The following is a 13878-nucleotide window of genomic DNA, read 5'->3' as shown; positions in this document are numbered from 1 at the left end:
GCATTTCACAACACAACTACAGCAACCAATTAAGATTTAAACATCTCTTTTGGCTCTTTAAAACTCTTAAATTCTAACATATAATCATTAGGATCTTTAATAAAAAAAGACAAATGTTCTCCCAGCTTATCTTTTAAGAAAGTGGTTTGGGTTACAATCTCTAAATTTTTTTCACTTAGTTTGGAATAGATATTTCCCCAAATTTCAACACCTACAATTACTCCAAAGTGAAAGGATGGCAAAATTTTGCCTTCAAACACATAATTAGGATTATTAAAATTAAATTTTTCTGCCTTTATAAAGGTTAATTGATGATTAAATAGATTAATGTCTACCCAATTTTGAGTTGTCCTTCCCATTGAAGCACCAATTGTATCAACATAAAATCTCTTGGTATCTCTCACGCTTAAGCATGGTAAAGATAAATGAAATGAAGTTTCCATATTACTTAATTATATAGGATATTTGATACTTTCTATACGATAAACCAAAAAATCATCGTCTAAATCGTCGTAAACCTCAACAAATGAAATTCTAAATTCTTGATTAATTAATGACGTATCATTTTTTAAATCGAATTGTTTCAACACACGAGGATGTATTTCTTCAAATACCATGTCCTCTCCATTGCTAAACAAAAACGTATAATAACCGTTTTTGTATGATTTAAAAACAGCAGTTTCCATCTAAAAAAATTAATCGAAATCTTCTGGATCTTCGGATGGTTCTAAATCTGGATCTTGTACAGCATCTGGATCGTCATCTTCAAAATTTTCATAATCATCTTCATCATAATTTTCCATAGTTACCTCAAGCTTTGCACTTACTTTTACTAAATACTTAGTGTCTTCAGTAACAACTTCAACAGCTTCAATAATTTCATTGTTTATATTTCTAAATGATATTATTTGGTCATCATCATAACCATCAGGATACTTCTCAACTAACAAGCCAAGGATTTCGGGTGTTAATTTTTTAAAATCAACGATAATACGTTTTAGATTGTCGTTTTTGTTTTTCATTTATTTAATAAAATAATAATTTTTACAAATTTAAAGATACTATTTATGGTTATTAATTCTAATAACATCATAAAAATCTTTTCGTCTATCTTTTAAATTCTTAAGTTCAATATTATCAATTATATTTTCTTCCTTAATTATTGTCCTAGAAGATAAGCAAAAATTAAAGGCGCAACAATAGTTGCATCACTTTCTATAATAAACTTAGGCGTATCTATATCTAATTTTCCCCAAGTTATTTTTTCGTTTGGCACTGCCCCAGAATACGAGCCGTAACTAGTTGTAGAATCACTTATCTGGCAGAAATAACTCCAAAAAGGCGTGTCTGTACGTTCCATATCTTGATATAACATTGGCACTACACATATTGGAAAATCACCTGCAATTCCTCCTCCTATTTGGAAAAAACCGATGCCTTTTTTAGAGTTATTAGTATACCAATCTGCTAAAAAGGTCATGTATTCTATTCCAGATTTCATAGTGCTTGCTTTCAGCTCTCCTTTAAGCACATAACTTGCAAAAATATTTCCCATAGTACTATCTTCCCAACCTGGGCAAACTATTGGCAAATTCTTTTCGGCAGCTGCGTACATCCAAGAGTCTTTTATGTCAATCTCATAATATTCCTCTAGCACACCAGATAACAACATTTTGTACATATACTCATGTGGTAAATAGCGTTCTTCTTTCGCTTCTGCGTCTTTCCAAATTTTTACAATATGCTTTTGTAATCTACGGAAAGCTTCGTGCTCAGGAATACATGTATCAGTAACTCTATTTAGTCCTTTCTCTAACAAATCCCATTCTTCTTGAGGTGTTAAATCACGATAATTTGGCACACGCTTATAATGCGAATGTGCTACCAAATTCATGATGTCTTCTTCTAAATTTGCTCCTGTACAAGAAATAATATGTACTTTATCTTGACGAATCATTTCAGCAAAACTTTTACCTAATTCAGCAGTACTCATAGCTCCTGCTAACGATACTAACATTTTAGCACCTGAATCTAGTTGTGTTTCATAACCTTTTGCTGCATCAACCAAAGCTGCTGCATTAAAATGCAAATAATGCGTTTCAATAAATTGCGAAATTGGGCCTTTAGTAGTCATCGTCTTCATTAAATTTAGAGTTCGTATTTTTATTTACATATGTATTATCATAAGAGTTATCATAATCATCATCAGTATCTTCATTTTTAAACTTATAGCTTAGCATTTTATAGTATAATTTTGCAGCTAGAAAATCTGAAGATTTTTCTTTTGCATTAGGGCACAACTCCACAATATCAAACCCTACAACATTTTTCTCTTCAAATACTTGCTTTAAAAACTCTAAGGTTTCGTACCATAATAATCCTCCAGGTTCAGGTGTTCCTGTGCTTGGTAAAATAGAAGGATCGAACGCATCTAAATCTATAGTAATAAATACATTATCTGTCATTTGGTCTATAGCAGAATCCATCCAAGTATCATCTACAGCCATATCGTGAGCAAAATAGGTTTTATCCTCATCCATGACTGTTTTTTCAATGATGTCCATCGAGCGAATACCTACTTGAATTAGGTTAGTAGTTTGACTCGCTTCATATACTGCGCAAGCATGATTACATTTTGAACCTTCGTAGCTTTCACGTAAATCGGCATGCGCATCTAACTGTAACACCGTTAAGCTTGGATACATCTCATTGAACGCACGAATAGTTCCGATAGAAATTGAGTGTTCGCCTCCAAAAATGGTTACAAACTTATTTTTTTTAATGTACTTTTTTGTTACCTGATGTACTGCATCTACCATTGCTTCTGGTGAGTTGTTTTCAGTCACAGCTTCAACTAAATGTATACCTTGTTTATACACTTCGGTATCAGTCTCAATATCATACAGCTCCATATTTTCTGAGGCATTTAAAAAAGCTTGAGGACCTTTATCTGCTCCTTTTTGCCATGTGCTTGTGCCATCATAAGGCACAGGAATTAATACTATTTTAGCTTGGTCTAATTTTCCAAGCTCTTCTGGAATTCCAGCGTAAGTCTTTGTATTCATTTTCTTATTTATCTGCTAATTGAACATCAGCACTTTTGTTAATTGATTGTGTTGCGCTTGTTTCAGGTTTCATATTGTAACCTAATATTTTAAGCAAATCTTCACTTTTTTGTTGTTCACAAAATAATTCTGTGGTAATGTTTCCATCAGCATCTTTATTTATTAAAATATGTTTTGGTGTTGGAATTAAACAGTGTTGCAAACCTCCAAATCCGCCAATGGTTTCTTGGTAAGCTCCAGTATTAAAAAAGCCAATATATAATGGTTTCTCTTTGTTGTATTTTGGTAAATAAATAGCATTCATGTGTTGTTCGCTATTATAGTAATCGTCACTATCGCAAGTTAAGCCACCTAGTAAAATACGCTCATAGCTTTGATCCCAACGATTTATAGGCAACATAATAAAACGCTTGTTAATTGCCCAAGTATCTGGCAAGGTTGTAATAAATGATGAGTTAATCATGTTCCATTTTTCACGATCGTTTTGTTGTTTTTGGTACAACACTTCATATATAGCCCCGCCACTTTCACCAACTGTAAAGCTTCCAAATTCTGTAAAAATATTTGGCACATCAACTTCTTCTTCTTCACAAGTTATGTTGATTTGGTTTACAATTTCATCCACTAAATACTCATAATCAAAGTCGAATGCTAATGAATTTTTTATAGGAAATCCGCCTCCAATATTTAAACTATCTAAACTTGGACAAATCTTTTTTAAGCTTGTATATACTTTTAAGCACTTTAACAATTCGTTCCAATAATATGCGTTGTCTCTTATGCCTGTATTGATAAAAAAGTGAAGCATTTTAAGCTTTACTCTTTTATTATTTTGAATTTGATTTTTATAAAATGGCACAATGTTTTTGTAGCCAATACCCAATCTAGATGTATAAAACTCAAACTTTGGTTCTTCTTCTGAAGCAATACGTATCCCAACATTAAATTTGCCATTAATTTCTTGTGATAGCAAATCTATTTCCTCGTAATTATCAATGATAGGAATACAGTTTTTGTGCCCTTCATTAATAAGTCTCGCAATGTTTGTGACATATTGTGCACGTTTAAATCCATTACTTATTACATATGTATCATTGTTTATTTTACCTTCACGTTTAAGGTTTTCAACAATATCTATATCAAATGCTGAAGAAGTTTCGATATGTATGTCATTTTTTAACGCTTCATGTAACACATGTTTAAAATGTGAACTTTTTGTACAATAACAATAGTTGTATTTACCCTTATAATCATACTTTTCAATTGCATTATTAAACCATTGTTTAGCGCGTTGAATGTTGTTAGATATTTGAGGTAAATATGTAAATTTTAATGGTGCTCCATATTGTTCTACCAATTGCATTAGGTCGACATCATGAAATTGTAATTTGTGTTCCGTAAGCTTAAACTCTTCTTGTGGAAAATCGAAAGTTTGATTGATTAAATCAATGTATTTAGTATTCATTATTTGTTTTAAAAATAGTGTTATTTAAAATTGAAAAACAAGAAACATGCGCTTCTAAAAACGGAAATAATGAATTATATCAAATTTGTATTTGACTTTGTGTAGTAGGTACAAAGCCAAAATTATGCTGGCTAGCATAGATAGGTGAAACGGAAGTTAGCTTTAAAATTCGGTTACTTAAACGATAAGCTGCTTTTGAATATGACTTCCTAATTTTCAAAAGCCCGAACATAGAAACAGGTTTCAATTTGTTCAGCTAAATGCGTAGCAAATGTAATTTTTTTTTTAATATGCTACACTTTTTTATAAAAAATTTTAATTTTTTATTGAAGGGCCTGAAACTCCTTTGTTTGTTTGACTTTTTAAGAAAAATAGCCGAACTTCGTTTAACGTCGGATATAAGTCATTAAAACGACGCATATCCGTAAAAACGTTGTAGCCAATTAACGTTTATTTCTCTTAAAAATTACAATTCCAAGAATGATGATAACTCCTCCAAAAATTTGTACACTATGTAATTTTTCTCCAAAAGGAAAAGCCAATAAAACTGCAAAAAAGGGAATGAGATTCATGCTTAATGCAGAAATGGTAGTACCAAGTTTTACAACGCAATAAAAGAAGGCTGCATAGGCTAAACCAGTACCCAATACCCCCATAAATAAAACACTCCACCAAAAGGAGGGTGCAGTAGGAATTGTATTTACGGCCAACTCTGGAATAGAAAATATGCTAAATAAAACCAAAGCAAAAAAAGATGCAATACTGGTCATTTTAATAGCATCTATATGTGCTAAATGCTTGCTTACAATAATCTGTGAATATGAAAATACGATAGCCATTAGCAATATGTAAATATCACCTATTTCAAATTTGAGATCAAAAAGTTTGGTTACATCTCCCTTTACTAAAATGATAATGACTCCAAAAAAGCTTATTGAGATAGCAAGCCATTGCATAAATGTTAGTCTTTGTTTTAAAAGAAAAAATGAAAATACTCCTGTAATAGCTGGAGCTGTAGCAAGAATTAAGGAACCATTAATAGCACTCGTGGTTTTTAAACCTACATTAAAGAAATAAATTGTAAGGAATATTCCAAAAAATGCGGTTAAAAATAGATACCACCACTCTTTTTTTTTATATTTAAGAAGAAAAACTTCTTTCCTATTCCTAATAAATAGAATCCCCAAAAGTGTTAGCACACCAAATAAAAACCGCCAAGTAGCAATACCCAAGGGTGCGTAGTGCTCTAGTGCAATTTTTACAGCATAAAAATTTGCAGCCCAAAGCAACATAGTTAGTATTAAAAGTATAAAGGGTATCGCTTTGTTCATATTTTCTATAATAATTTTTTAACGCCAGTGATTAAAGAAGACACTGCCAATTCCGATTCTGGGTACCACAATTGTGGTTCTATTACTTCTAATTCCATTAGCAGGATTTCACCCGATTCGCTATAACAGAAATCTATCCTTGCGTATAAAGGAGCACTCTTTATCTTTTTACAAACTGCTAAAACTTGTTTTCCAAAATCAATCTCTTTTGCATTTGCTTTATGCTCGTGTAATGTGCCTCCATGGGCAAATTGCACTCTAAAATCATCTGATTTAGGCTTTTTTACTCTTGCATGCGTAAATTTTCCATTGATAAAAACCAAAGATATTTCGCCCTCTTCTACAACTGATTGTATAAAGGGCTGTATTATCATTGGTTGTCGTTTAACATCTGATTGTATGAATGTTACCTTTCTTTTATCATATGGAAACTTTAAATAATAAGTGTCTTTAGAACCTCCCGATATAGTTGGCTTAACCACAAACCCATTACCACCTAAATTTTTATCCCATAGATATGGATCAAAATTTTCTTCCGCACTCAACAAATGAGTTTCTGGTATTTGAATTCCATACTTGCTTAATTCAAATAAATAATGCTTGTCCATATTCCACAGCACTAGTTCTTTACTATTTATGAGGGTACAATTTCGGGAAACATTTTCAAGCCAAATCCTAAATTCTGGTATGAGATGAAAATAATTCCAGGTGCTTTTTATAAGAGCTACCTTGGTTGTTGACCAATCAAAATCTGGATCTTCCCAAGCAACACGCTTTGCTGTAATATTGTGCTTTTTAAAAGCCGCAATGAGCGTTTCATCTTCTTCTATTGCTACTGCACTATGTGCTACTTCTTTACTTGCTATTAAACAAGCCTTTTCTGTAACTATTACTATATCAATCATAAATTATTTTTTAGAAAATAAAGGTTTCAAAATGCTGTACTTCTTCCTCAAGTTCTAATAAAAATTCTTTGTCTTTCGGATAGTATTTTGCTTTGGTGTAATCTTCACCTGAAAAAGCTTTGATATCGTCGTACGATTTCCATTGTGTTACTGTATGAAAATGACATACCTCTCCTTCAATTCTTCTTAAAATTTCAACATTTAAAATTCCTGGAATGGATTTATAGTCAGCAATACCGCTTTCTATTAAATATTGTAAGTATGCTTCGGCGTCTTTCTTTTTAACAACACCGTGCCATGATCTTGTAATTCTTTCTAACTTCATATTGCCTGTTGTTTTATTAAATAAGTATCTAATACATTTAATGTGTCTTTAAAATTTTCTCGCCCAAAACCAATACGCAAATATTTTCCTAAATACTCAAACATTTCAGACGGAACAGCCATAATTCCTGTTTTTTCAACCAATTGGTCACTAAATTCTAATGCAGAACCTTTGTAGTTTATAGGAACAAACGAAGTAGAGCCCACCTTTGGAGGAACAAAATCAGGGAATATGCTTTTATGTTTCTCCTGAAATTCCTTAAAAAGGATACTATTCTTTTTAATTTTTTCAATATTAGGCTTTAGAAAAGCATTACTATGATTTAATGCAATGATGGTTAGTATTTCTGCAGGAGCACTATTACAGATGCTTAAATAGTCTTTAAAAGCAATAATTTTTTCAATTAATTTTTCATCTTGAGCTACAATCCATCCTGTCCGCAATCCTGCCAACCCAAAAGATTTTGACGTTCCCCAGAGGCTAATTCCTTTTTCATATAAATCGCAAACAGTCGGTAGTTCTTCTGCATTACTAACCATTAATTTATGATACATTTCATCAGAAAAAAGATAGCAATTGTTTTCTCTAGCAATAGTAATTATTTCTTCTAATTCAAGTTTTGAAAGATAGCTCCCAGTAGGATTATGAGGAAAATTAATAACGATAACCTTGGTTTTAGGAGTTATTAATTGTCTTAAGTCGGCAACATTAAAAGTCCAATCCTTTTCATTAGGTTTCCAATACGAAATAGTACAGCCTATAGCCTTTATAACCTCATACAATGATTGATAACTTGGAGCAACCACCACTGCATGATCCTCTTTTTTTAACAAGACATTCATTGTTATATAATTGAGCTCCCCAGGTGTAGCAACTACTATTCTTTTTGAAATATTGGTATTGTAATGTTTAGAAATGGCTTCTAGCAACAAGGGGTGTCCTGCACTTTCGGTATAGCCGAGGTGCAAGTTTTCCCAAATAGCCAGTTCTTCTGCTGTTGCTTGCTCTAATATATAATTCATTGAAAAGCCATCACAGTCAGAACTAGATAAAAGGTGCTTTGCAGTAAACTCGTGTTTACCAAAATACCTTTCTAATTTAAAATCGCGTAAATTCATACATGCTATTTCTGTTAATATTGTTGTTCACTAATACTTTTGGTGATTTCACTTTGTACATTCCCCGTATGCAAAGTCTCCTTGCTCTCTATAAGAAGAATGTGGCACTCTTCTGCGGAACTTACCCTGTGGGTGATACCTTTTGGAACTATAAACAAATCCCCTTCTTTCATGATAAATGAGGGTTTATTCTCAATCTCAAACAATAATTCTCCCCGTATAATATAGAATAACTCATCCTCATTCTCATGGGCATGCCACGGAACTTTATTGCCTTTTATCTTTGATAGCTTTGCATATACATCATTTACCTCACCTACAATTTTAGGCAAAAAGTAATCTTTTATTTCACCGAATGCTTCATTCAGGTTTAAGCTTTTTTTCATGATTATGAATATTTTGTAACCATCTATAATTATTTTACTGGTGCAAATATATAAATTAATTTTTACCAACAAAACTTGTTTTAATGGTAATAATGTTTTTTCTTTGTAATATGAAAAATGTAAACTTTATTTCAGATGAACTCCGATTGGACGGCAATCACTTGTGCTTGAATTTTATTAATACCATATTTGACAGGCATGCGAGCGAAATAAGAGATTTAATCACTTCAAGGGAGGATTGGGTTGCATGGTTAAAAAAGGTTAATCTCATTGATAAAGATTTTGAGGATTTTAAAGAAACGAAATTTGAGTTAAGCAATATTGTTGAAACCAGAGAGCTTTTTTATCGCCTTTTTAAAGCGATTCAACTCAAAAAAGTTGTATTAAAAAAGGACTTAAAACAATTTGAAGCCTTGTTGTTGAAAAAGCAGAGATCGATAAAACTTTCTGTATTGAATGGAAAACCCTTTCAAGAAACAGTGCTGAATGATAAAAACCTGAACGATTACCTGCTTCCAATCATTCAAACGGCATACGAATTATTTATGTCTGATAAAATAAACCGAATTAAAATGTGTAATCATTGTGGATGGTTGTATCTGGATATCAGTAAGAATAATAGCCGAAAATGGTGCAGTATGGATACCTGTGGTAGTCAGCTAAAAGCAAAGCGGTACTATAGAAATAAAAAAGCCAAAGCAACTTTTGAAGATTAGTGATAAAAATTTAAAAAAATAATTATAGAAATATGACGATAGATAAAATTCATAAAATAGCAGCTTTCTCCCATAATAATATAGGGGGCAATCCTGCGGGTGTTGTGCTAACCGAAAAAATGTTGCAGGAAAAGGAAATGCTTAGCGTTGCCAACAAAACGGGATATTCAGAAACAGCATTTTTACACCCTGAAAATGATGGCTGGCGTATCAGGTACTTTTCACCAGAAATAGAGGTTGACTTTTGTGGACATGCTACCATTGCAACCGGAGCCGTTCTGGGGAAGCGATTTGGAGAAGGTGTTTACAAGCTCTTTTTAAATAATGGCGCAATTAGCCTTACCGTTAGCGAGAGTGCAGGACATGATTTAACCATTAGCTTGCAGTCACCTGAAACATGGTCAAAACCAGCGCCCCTGGCTGTTGTTAATGAGGTTCTTGATTTATTTAATCTTAAAAGGTCTTTTCTTAATACGGACTTTCCAGTCCGATATGCTTTTGCTGGGGCCAAGCATCTTATTCTTGTGTTAAAGAACAGGGAAATATTAGCAAACATGAATTATGAATTTGAAAAAACCAAAACCTTGATGCTACAAGAGGGATTAATTACCATTAGTTTATTATGGCAGGGTTCAGCAAATGTATTTTACTCCAGAAATGCATTTGCGGCTGGTGGTGTTTATGAAGATCCCGCTACAGGTGCAGCAGCAGCGGCTTTGGCAGGTTACCTTCGTGACATTAACTGGGCAGGAGGCAATAAATTTGAAATTATTCAGGGAGAGGATATGAAAGTTCCATCACACATAAGTGTTGAATTTACTCCTATTGTAGGGGCTAGTGTGAAAATATCGGGAAAGACAAGAGAAATAAGTGAATAGCCCTTAAATTTTGGATGTACAATTATTAAATGAAAAGGCAAATGAAAAACCTGTAAAGCCTGTGTTGACCAGTTAGAATGGCGAATAAAATTGAAGAGCTTTTGGATTGAATTCATATACCTGAGAGGATGAATGACTGATATATTATAAAATGATAAAAAATTGTTGACTATATGAGTTTTACTATTTGGATTAGTTTTCTAATTGTTGCAGCTGTTGCAGCAGTTAGTCCAGGCCCCGGAACGATGCTTACAGTTTCAAACGCAGTACGTTTTGGAGCTCGCAATGCCTTTTTGACGGCTTTAGGTAATGCTATCGGGTTATTATTTGTTTCTACTTTTGTAATGCTTGGCTTGGGCGTCGTCCTAAGAACATCGGCTACACTATTCTTTATGTTTAAGCTTATAGGCGCTCTTTATTTGATATATCTAGGCATTAAGCATTTAAATAATAAGCAATCTGGCTTTATTAAATCATCAGAACCTTCAAAATTAAGTTCACCAAATAGTGCAAAACTCTTTGGACAAGGTCTTTTAATAGCCGTAACCAATCCCAAAGCCATTGTTTTTTTCTTTGGAATTTTTCCTCATTTTATAACCAATAATCAGGCATTATTTCCTCAGTTTATTATATTAACCCTTACCTTTTCTATTTGTGTTATTGTATCTCATCTGTTATATATCGTACTATTAAGTCGTATCCGAACATGGTTTTCTGATTATAAAAGGACAAGATGGTTCAACAGGGTAGTTGGTAGTATATTTATTTTTTTAGGTCTGGGAGTGTTTTGGTTAAAACGAACATAGCACCTTTTATTGAAGCTGATGAATTTATCAATAAAAAATAGAGCCTCAGAATTAAACTACATTAATATTTTTAGACGAAAAGAGGATTACTATTTATCCGGAAAAGAGCCTTTTATATGAAGTAAAAGCCAAAAAATATTACAAAAGCAAAAAAGTAAAACTGACAGGTAGTGCAAATGAAAGAATTTCAGATAAATAATAAAATAAACTGGAAAAAGTATCGTCAAGAGTTTCCTGCATTAAATACTTATGCATATTTAAATACTGCAGGAGGATGCCCCTTGGCAACATCGGTAAAAAATGCTGGTGTCCAATTTTATAATGCTATGGAACAGCATGGCGATATACCATGGAACAAGTGGATAGTTCAAATAGAAGATACACGTAAAAAAGTTGCTTTATCTATAAATGCAGATATAGAAGAAGTTGCCTTTCTTTCAACAGCTACACAAGCTACTAATTTGGTTTCCAGAATGCTTCCAAAAGGAGGCGTGCTTATGTTGCATAATGAATTTCCGTCTACTAGCTTGCCTTGGATTCATCAAAATTACCCAGTAATTTTTGTTGAAACACCGCATGATTTAACTGAATTATTTACCAATTTAAAAAAAGCCGTACGTCCTGATACTCGTTATTTGGTTACAAGTCACACCCACTATATGACGGGTTTTAGACATGATCTAAAAGAACTTTCTGCATTTTGTAAGGATTATAATTTGAAACTTATACTAGACGCCACACAATCTTTTGGTTCAATACCTATTGATGTTAAAAAAGATTTTATTGATATTATGTGGTTTAGTGGCTATAAATATGCACTTGCAGGATATGGAGTTGCTGTTATATATATCAATCAATCTCTTCTAAAAGAGATGAAAATCTCAGAAGTTGGCTGGAATAGTGCTGAAGATCATGGAGAGATGGGGTACGACCGTATAGTTATAAAAAAAGGAACCGCTGCACTAGAAACAGGACATCCTCCTTTTGCCGGAATTTTTGCACTAAATAAAGGCCTAGATATCCTGCTAGAAATATCTCTGGAAGCCATACATGAACGACTAACAGAACTTACAAGTTATTTAATATCCTCTTTAGTTGAAAATGAGATGGATATAGATTTTCCAATAGCTGAAAAATATCGATCACCTATTGTTATGATAAATGTTGAAGATGCCAATAAGATTAAAAAAAAGCTTATCCAACAAAACATATTTGTAGGAAAACATAAAAACCAATTAAGAGTTTCTTTGAATTTCTATAATACGTTTAAAGATATAGATCGCTTTGTAAAAGCAATGAAAGAATTTGAACATTAGAATAATATAAATACTAAAACAATGAGTAAAAGAAAAAACATTACTACGGGTAGCCCTTGGGAAGATAAAGTAGGCTACTCTAGAGCGGTACAGGTTGGAAATATTATTGAAGTTTCTGGCACCACAGCCACAGGCAAAGATGGAGTAATTGTAGGAATTGACGATCCTTATTTACAAACCAAAACCATTATTGAAACTGCTAAAAATGTATTAGAAAATATGGGTTCAAGCCTTGCGGATGTAGTTCGTACACGTATTTACACTACAGACATTTCACGCTGGGAAGAAATAGGAAAAGCACATGGTGAATATTTTGGCAATATTAAGCCAACAACTTCTATGATTGGTGTTTCTGCTTTTGTTTCACCCGATATGTTAGTAGAAATAGAATTTACAGCAATAATAGATTAAACTTTAAAATAAAATAATTATGAATTGTAATTCACCTTGCCTAGCTTCTTCAGGTACTTTAGTAGAAGAAAAAAAGAAAACAGTATCTCTCAAAAAAATTGTAAAAAAAATTCTTAGTTATAAAATTTGTGGAGCAGAAGACTTAGCAAGATTCAAATAATTTAGATTATTAAGTTATGGAAGTTGATTATTTGAACCACTTTGTCTTAACAGTATTAAAAGCTTATTGAAATAAGCACTTATGAATAATCAGATGAAAAATAGAGCTATTTATCAAATAGATGCTTTTACTAAAGAAAAGTTTAAAGGAAACCCTGCAGGAGTTGTACTTAATGCGGAAGGGCTTTCAGAAGATAAAATGCAACAAATTGCACGTGAGTTAAACAATTCGGAAACTGCATTTATTTTTCCTCCAAACGGTAAAGATAATGATGGGGTTATTCGTTATTTTACCCCTACGGTAGAAGTCCCTATTTGCGGTCATGCAACTATTTCAGCTATGTATGCCAAAGCAATATCAGAAAATCTTGATTCTTGTGTGTTAAATATGAAAACAGGGGTAGGAACGTTGCCCTTTGAAATTATAAAAAGCACAACTGATTATAAAATAAGAATGACACAAGGAGCTATTAGCTTTGAACCTCTTTTTTACAAAAAAATTGAAGGTGAAATTTTAACTGCTCTTGGGTTAAAAAATACTGATATAGATGAAAAATGTCCTATTCAAATAGCTTCTACGGGTCATTCAAAAGTAATGATAGGCATCAAAAAGAATACAACACTTAACACTTTAAAGCCTGATAATACTAAACTTATTGAGTTGAGTAAAATAATTGAGTGTAATGGCTATTATGTTTTTACGTTTGACACTACTGATACCAATTGCTTAATTGATGGACGTATGTTTGCTCCTGCTATAGGCATAAATGAAGACCCCGTTACTGGAAATGCTAACGGACCTTTAGGAGCCTATTTGGTACATCATAATTTAGTTTTGCATAACAATAGAGAATTCACTTTTAAAATAAAACAAGGTGAAAAAATGGGAAGAATGGGTTATATGGATGTTACAGTCACTATAACAGAAAATCAACCTAAAAAAGTACAGATTACAGGAGACGCGGTGTTAGTCTTTAAAACCGAAATAGCACTTTAA

General features: G+C 32.6%; 17 protein-coding genes. 6 read left to right on the top strand and 11 right to left on the bottom strand.

Annotated features, from left to right (window positions below; translation table 11 throughout):
- Positions 1–29: 29 nt before the first annotated feature.
- The 11 genes from ABGB03_RS01190 to ABGB03_RS01140 form a co-directional block, all read right to left on the bottom strand.
- Complete coding sequence (locus tag ABGB03_RS01190) at positions 30–443, bottom strand: bleomycin resistance protein (protein ID WP_347924142.1); 414 nt, start codon at positions 441–443, stop codon at positions 30–32.
- A 9-nt stretch (positions 444–452) separates the two neighbouring features.
- Entirely contained in the window at positions 453–686 is a 234-nt protein-coding gene (locus tag ABGB03_RS01185; RefSeq protein WP_347924140.1) for a hypothetical protein, read from the bottom strand.
- A 9-nt stretch (positions 687–695) separates the two neighbouring features.
- A complete protein-coding gene (locus ABGB03_RS01180) occupies positions 696–1022 on the bottom strand; it encodes a hypothetical protein (protein ID WP_347924139.1) in 327 nt (108 codons plus the stop codon).
- Between the two features lie 137 nt (positions 1023–1159).
- Positions 1160–2134: a deoxyhypusine synthase family protein gene (locus ABGB03_RS01175; RefSeq protein WP_347926357.1), complete on the bottom strand. Its 975-nt coding sequence runs from the start codon at positions 2132–2134 to the stop codon at positions 1160–1162.
- Entirely contained in the window at positions 2124–3065 is a 942-nt protein-coding gene (gene speB / locus ABGB03_RS01170; RefSeq protein WP_347924137.1) for an agmatinase, read from the bottom strand. Before speB ends, ABGB03_RS01175 begins: the two co-directional genes overlap by 11 nt.
- Before the next feature lie 4 nt (positions 3066–3069).
- Entirely contained in the window at positions 3070–4530 is a 1461-nt protein-coding gene (locus ABGB03_RS01165) for an arginine decarboxylase (protein ID WP_347924135.1), read from the bottom strand.
- A 443-nt stretch (positions 4531–4973) separates the two neighbouring features.
- Positions 4974–5861: an EamA family transporter gene (locus tag ABGB03_RS01160; RefSeq protein WP_347924134.1), complete on the bottom strand. Its 888-nt coding sequence runs from the start codon at positions 5859–5861 to the stop codon at positions 4974–4976.
- A gap of 5 nt (positions 5862–5866) precedes the next feature.
- On the bottom strand, positions 5867–6766 hold the full coding sequence (locus tag ABGB03_RS01155; protein WP_347924133.1) for a hypothetical protein: 900 nt from the start codon (positions 6764–6766) through the stop codon (positions 5867–5869).
- 10 nt (positions 6767–6776) lie between these two features.
- Complete coding sequence (locus ABGB03_RS01150) at positions 6777–7091, bottom strand: hypothetical protein (RefSeq protein WP_347924131.1); 315 nt, start codon at positions 7089–7091, stop codon at positions 6777–6779.
- A complete protein-coding gene (locus tag ABGB03_RS01145) occupies positions 7088–8209 on the bottom strand; it encodes an aminotransferase class I/II-fold pyridoxal phosphate-dependent enzyme (protein WP_347924129.1) in 1122 nt (373 codons plus the stop codon). Before ABGB03_RS01145 ends, ABGB03_RS01150 begins: the two co-directional genes overlap by 4 nt.
- A gap of 14 nt (positions 8210–8223) precedes the next feature.
- Positions 8224–8595 (bottom strand): cupin domain-containing protein, encoded by a 372-nt coding sequence (locus tag ABGB03_RS01140; protein WP_347924128.1) that lies wholly within the window; start codon positions 8593–8595, stop codon positions 8224–8226.
- A gap of 110 nt (positions 8596–8705) precedes the next feature.
- Between ABGB03_RS01140 and ABGB03_RS01135 the strand changes: the two genes are divergently transcribed.
- The 6 genes from ABGB03_RS01135 (at position 8706) to ABGB03_RS01110 (ending at position 13878) form a co-directional block, all read left to right on the top strand.
- Complete coding sequence (locus ABGB03_RS01135; RefSeq protein WP_347924127.1) at positions 8706–9311, top strand: CGNR zinc finger domain-containing protein; 606 nt, start codon at positions 8706–8708, stop codon at positions 9309–9311.
- 32 nt (positions 9312–9343) lie between these two features.
- Entirely contained in the window at positions 9344–10189 is an 846-nt protein-coding gene (locus ABGB03_RS01130; protein WP_347924125.1) for a PhzF family phenazine biosynthesis protein, read from the top strand.
- Positions 10190–10362: 173 nt separating this feature from the next.
- Complete coding sequence (locus tag ABGB03_RS01125; protein ID WP_347924123.1) at positions 10363–10995, top strand: LysE family translocator; 633 nt, start codon at positions 10363–10365, stop codon at positions 10993–10995.
- 176 nt (positions 10996–11171) lie between these two features.
- Complete coding sequence (locus ABGB03_RS01120) at positions 11172–12311, top strand: aminotransferase class V-fold PLP-dependent enzyme (RefSeq protein WP_347924121.1); 1140 nt, start codon at positions 11172–11174, stop codon at positions 12309–12311.
- A gap of 21 nt (positions 12312–12332) precedes the next feature.
- Positions 12333–12722, top strand: a complete 390-nt coding sequence (locus tag ABGB03_RS01115) for a RidA family protein (protein ID WP_347924120.1) — start codon at positions 12333–12335, stop codon at positions 12720–12722.
- A 241-nt stretch (positions 12723–12963) separates the two neighbouring features.
- A complete protein-coding gene (locus ABGB03_RS01110) occupies positions 12964–13878 on the top strand; it encodes a PhzF family isomerase (RefSeq protein WP_347924119.1) in 915 nt (304 codons plus the stop codon).

Source organism: Pontimicrobium sp. SW4, from assembly GCF_039954625.1.
Taxonomy (GTDB): Bacteria; Bacteroidota; Bacteroidia; order Flavobacteriales; family Flavobacteriaceae; genus Pontimicrobium.
The sequence above is the reverse complement of the archived record's forward strand: the minus strand, read 5'-3'. Positions and strand labels throughout refer to the sequence as shown.

Bases quoted from the DNA above. Each gene is read 5' to 3' on its own strand.
- ABGB03_RS01135 (WP_347924127.1), top strand. From the start codon at position 8,706: ATGAAAAATGTAAACTTTATTTCAGATGAACTCCGATTGGACGGCAAT.
- ABGB03_RS01125 (WP_347924123.1), top strand. From the start codon at position 10,363: ATGAGTTTTACTATTTGGATTAGTTTTCTAATTGTTGCAGCTGTTGCA.
- ABGB03_RS01140 (WP_347924128.1), bottom strand. From the start codon at position 8,595: ATGAAAAAAAGCTTAAACCTGAATGAAGCATTCGGTGAAATAAAAGAT.
- ABGB03_RS01130 (WP_347924125.1), top strand. From the start codon at position 9,344: ATGACGATAGATAAAATTCATAAAATAGCAGCTTTCTCCCATAATAAT.
- ABGB03_RS01115 (WP_347924120.1), top strand. From the start codon at position 12,333: ATGAGTAAAAGAAAAAACATTACTACGGGTAGCCCTTGGGAAGATAAA.
- ABGB03_RS01150 (WP_347924131.1), bottom strand. From the start codon at position 7,091: ATGAAGTTAGAAAGAATTACAAGATCATGGCACGGTGTTGTTAAAAAG.
- ABGB03_RS01190 (WP_347924142.1), bottom strand. From the start codon at position 443: ATGGAAACTTCATTTCATTTATCTTTACCATGCTTAAGCGTGAGAGAT.
- ABGB03_RS01155 (WP_347924133.1), bottom strand. From the start codon at position 6,766: ATGATTGATATAGTAATAGTTACAGAAAAGGCTTGTTTAATAGCAAGT.
- speB (WP_347924137.1), bottom strand. From the start codon at position 3,065: ATGAATACAAAGACTTACGCTGGAATTCCAGAAGAGCTTGGAAAATTA.
- ABGB03_RS01180 (WP_347924139.1), bottom strand. From the start codon at position 1,022: ATGAAAAACAAAAACGACAATCTAAAACGTATTATCGTTGATTTTAAA.
- ABGB03_RS01160 (WP_347924134.1), bottom strand. From the start codon at position 5,861: ATGAACAAAGCGATACCCTTTATACTTTTAATACTAACTATGTTGCTT.
- ABGB03_RS01175 (WP_347926357.1), bottom strand. From the start codon at position 2,134: ATGACTACTAAAGGCCCAATTTCGCAATTTATTGAAACGCATTATTTG.
- ABGB03_RS01120 (WP_347924121.1), top strand. From the start codon at position 11,172: ATGAAAGAATTTCAGATAAATAATAAAATAAACTGGAAAAAGTATCGT.
- ABGB03_RS01185 (WP_347924140.1), bottom strand. From the start codon at position 686: ATGGAAACTGCTGTTTTTAAATCATACAAAAACGGTTATTATACGTTT.
- ABGB03_RS01110 (WP_347924119.1), top strand. From the start codon at position 12,964: ATGAATAATCAGATGAAAAATAGAGCTATTTATCAAATAGATGCTTTT.
- ABGB03_RS01165 (WP_347924135.1), bottom strand. From the start codon at position 4,530: ATGAATACTAAATACATTGATTTAATCAATCAAACTTTCGATTTTCCA.
- ABGB03_RS01145 (WP_347924129.1), bottom strand. From the start codon at position 8,209: ATGAATTTACGCGATTTTAAATTAGAAAGGTATTTTGGTAAACACGAG.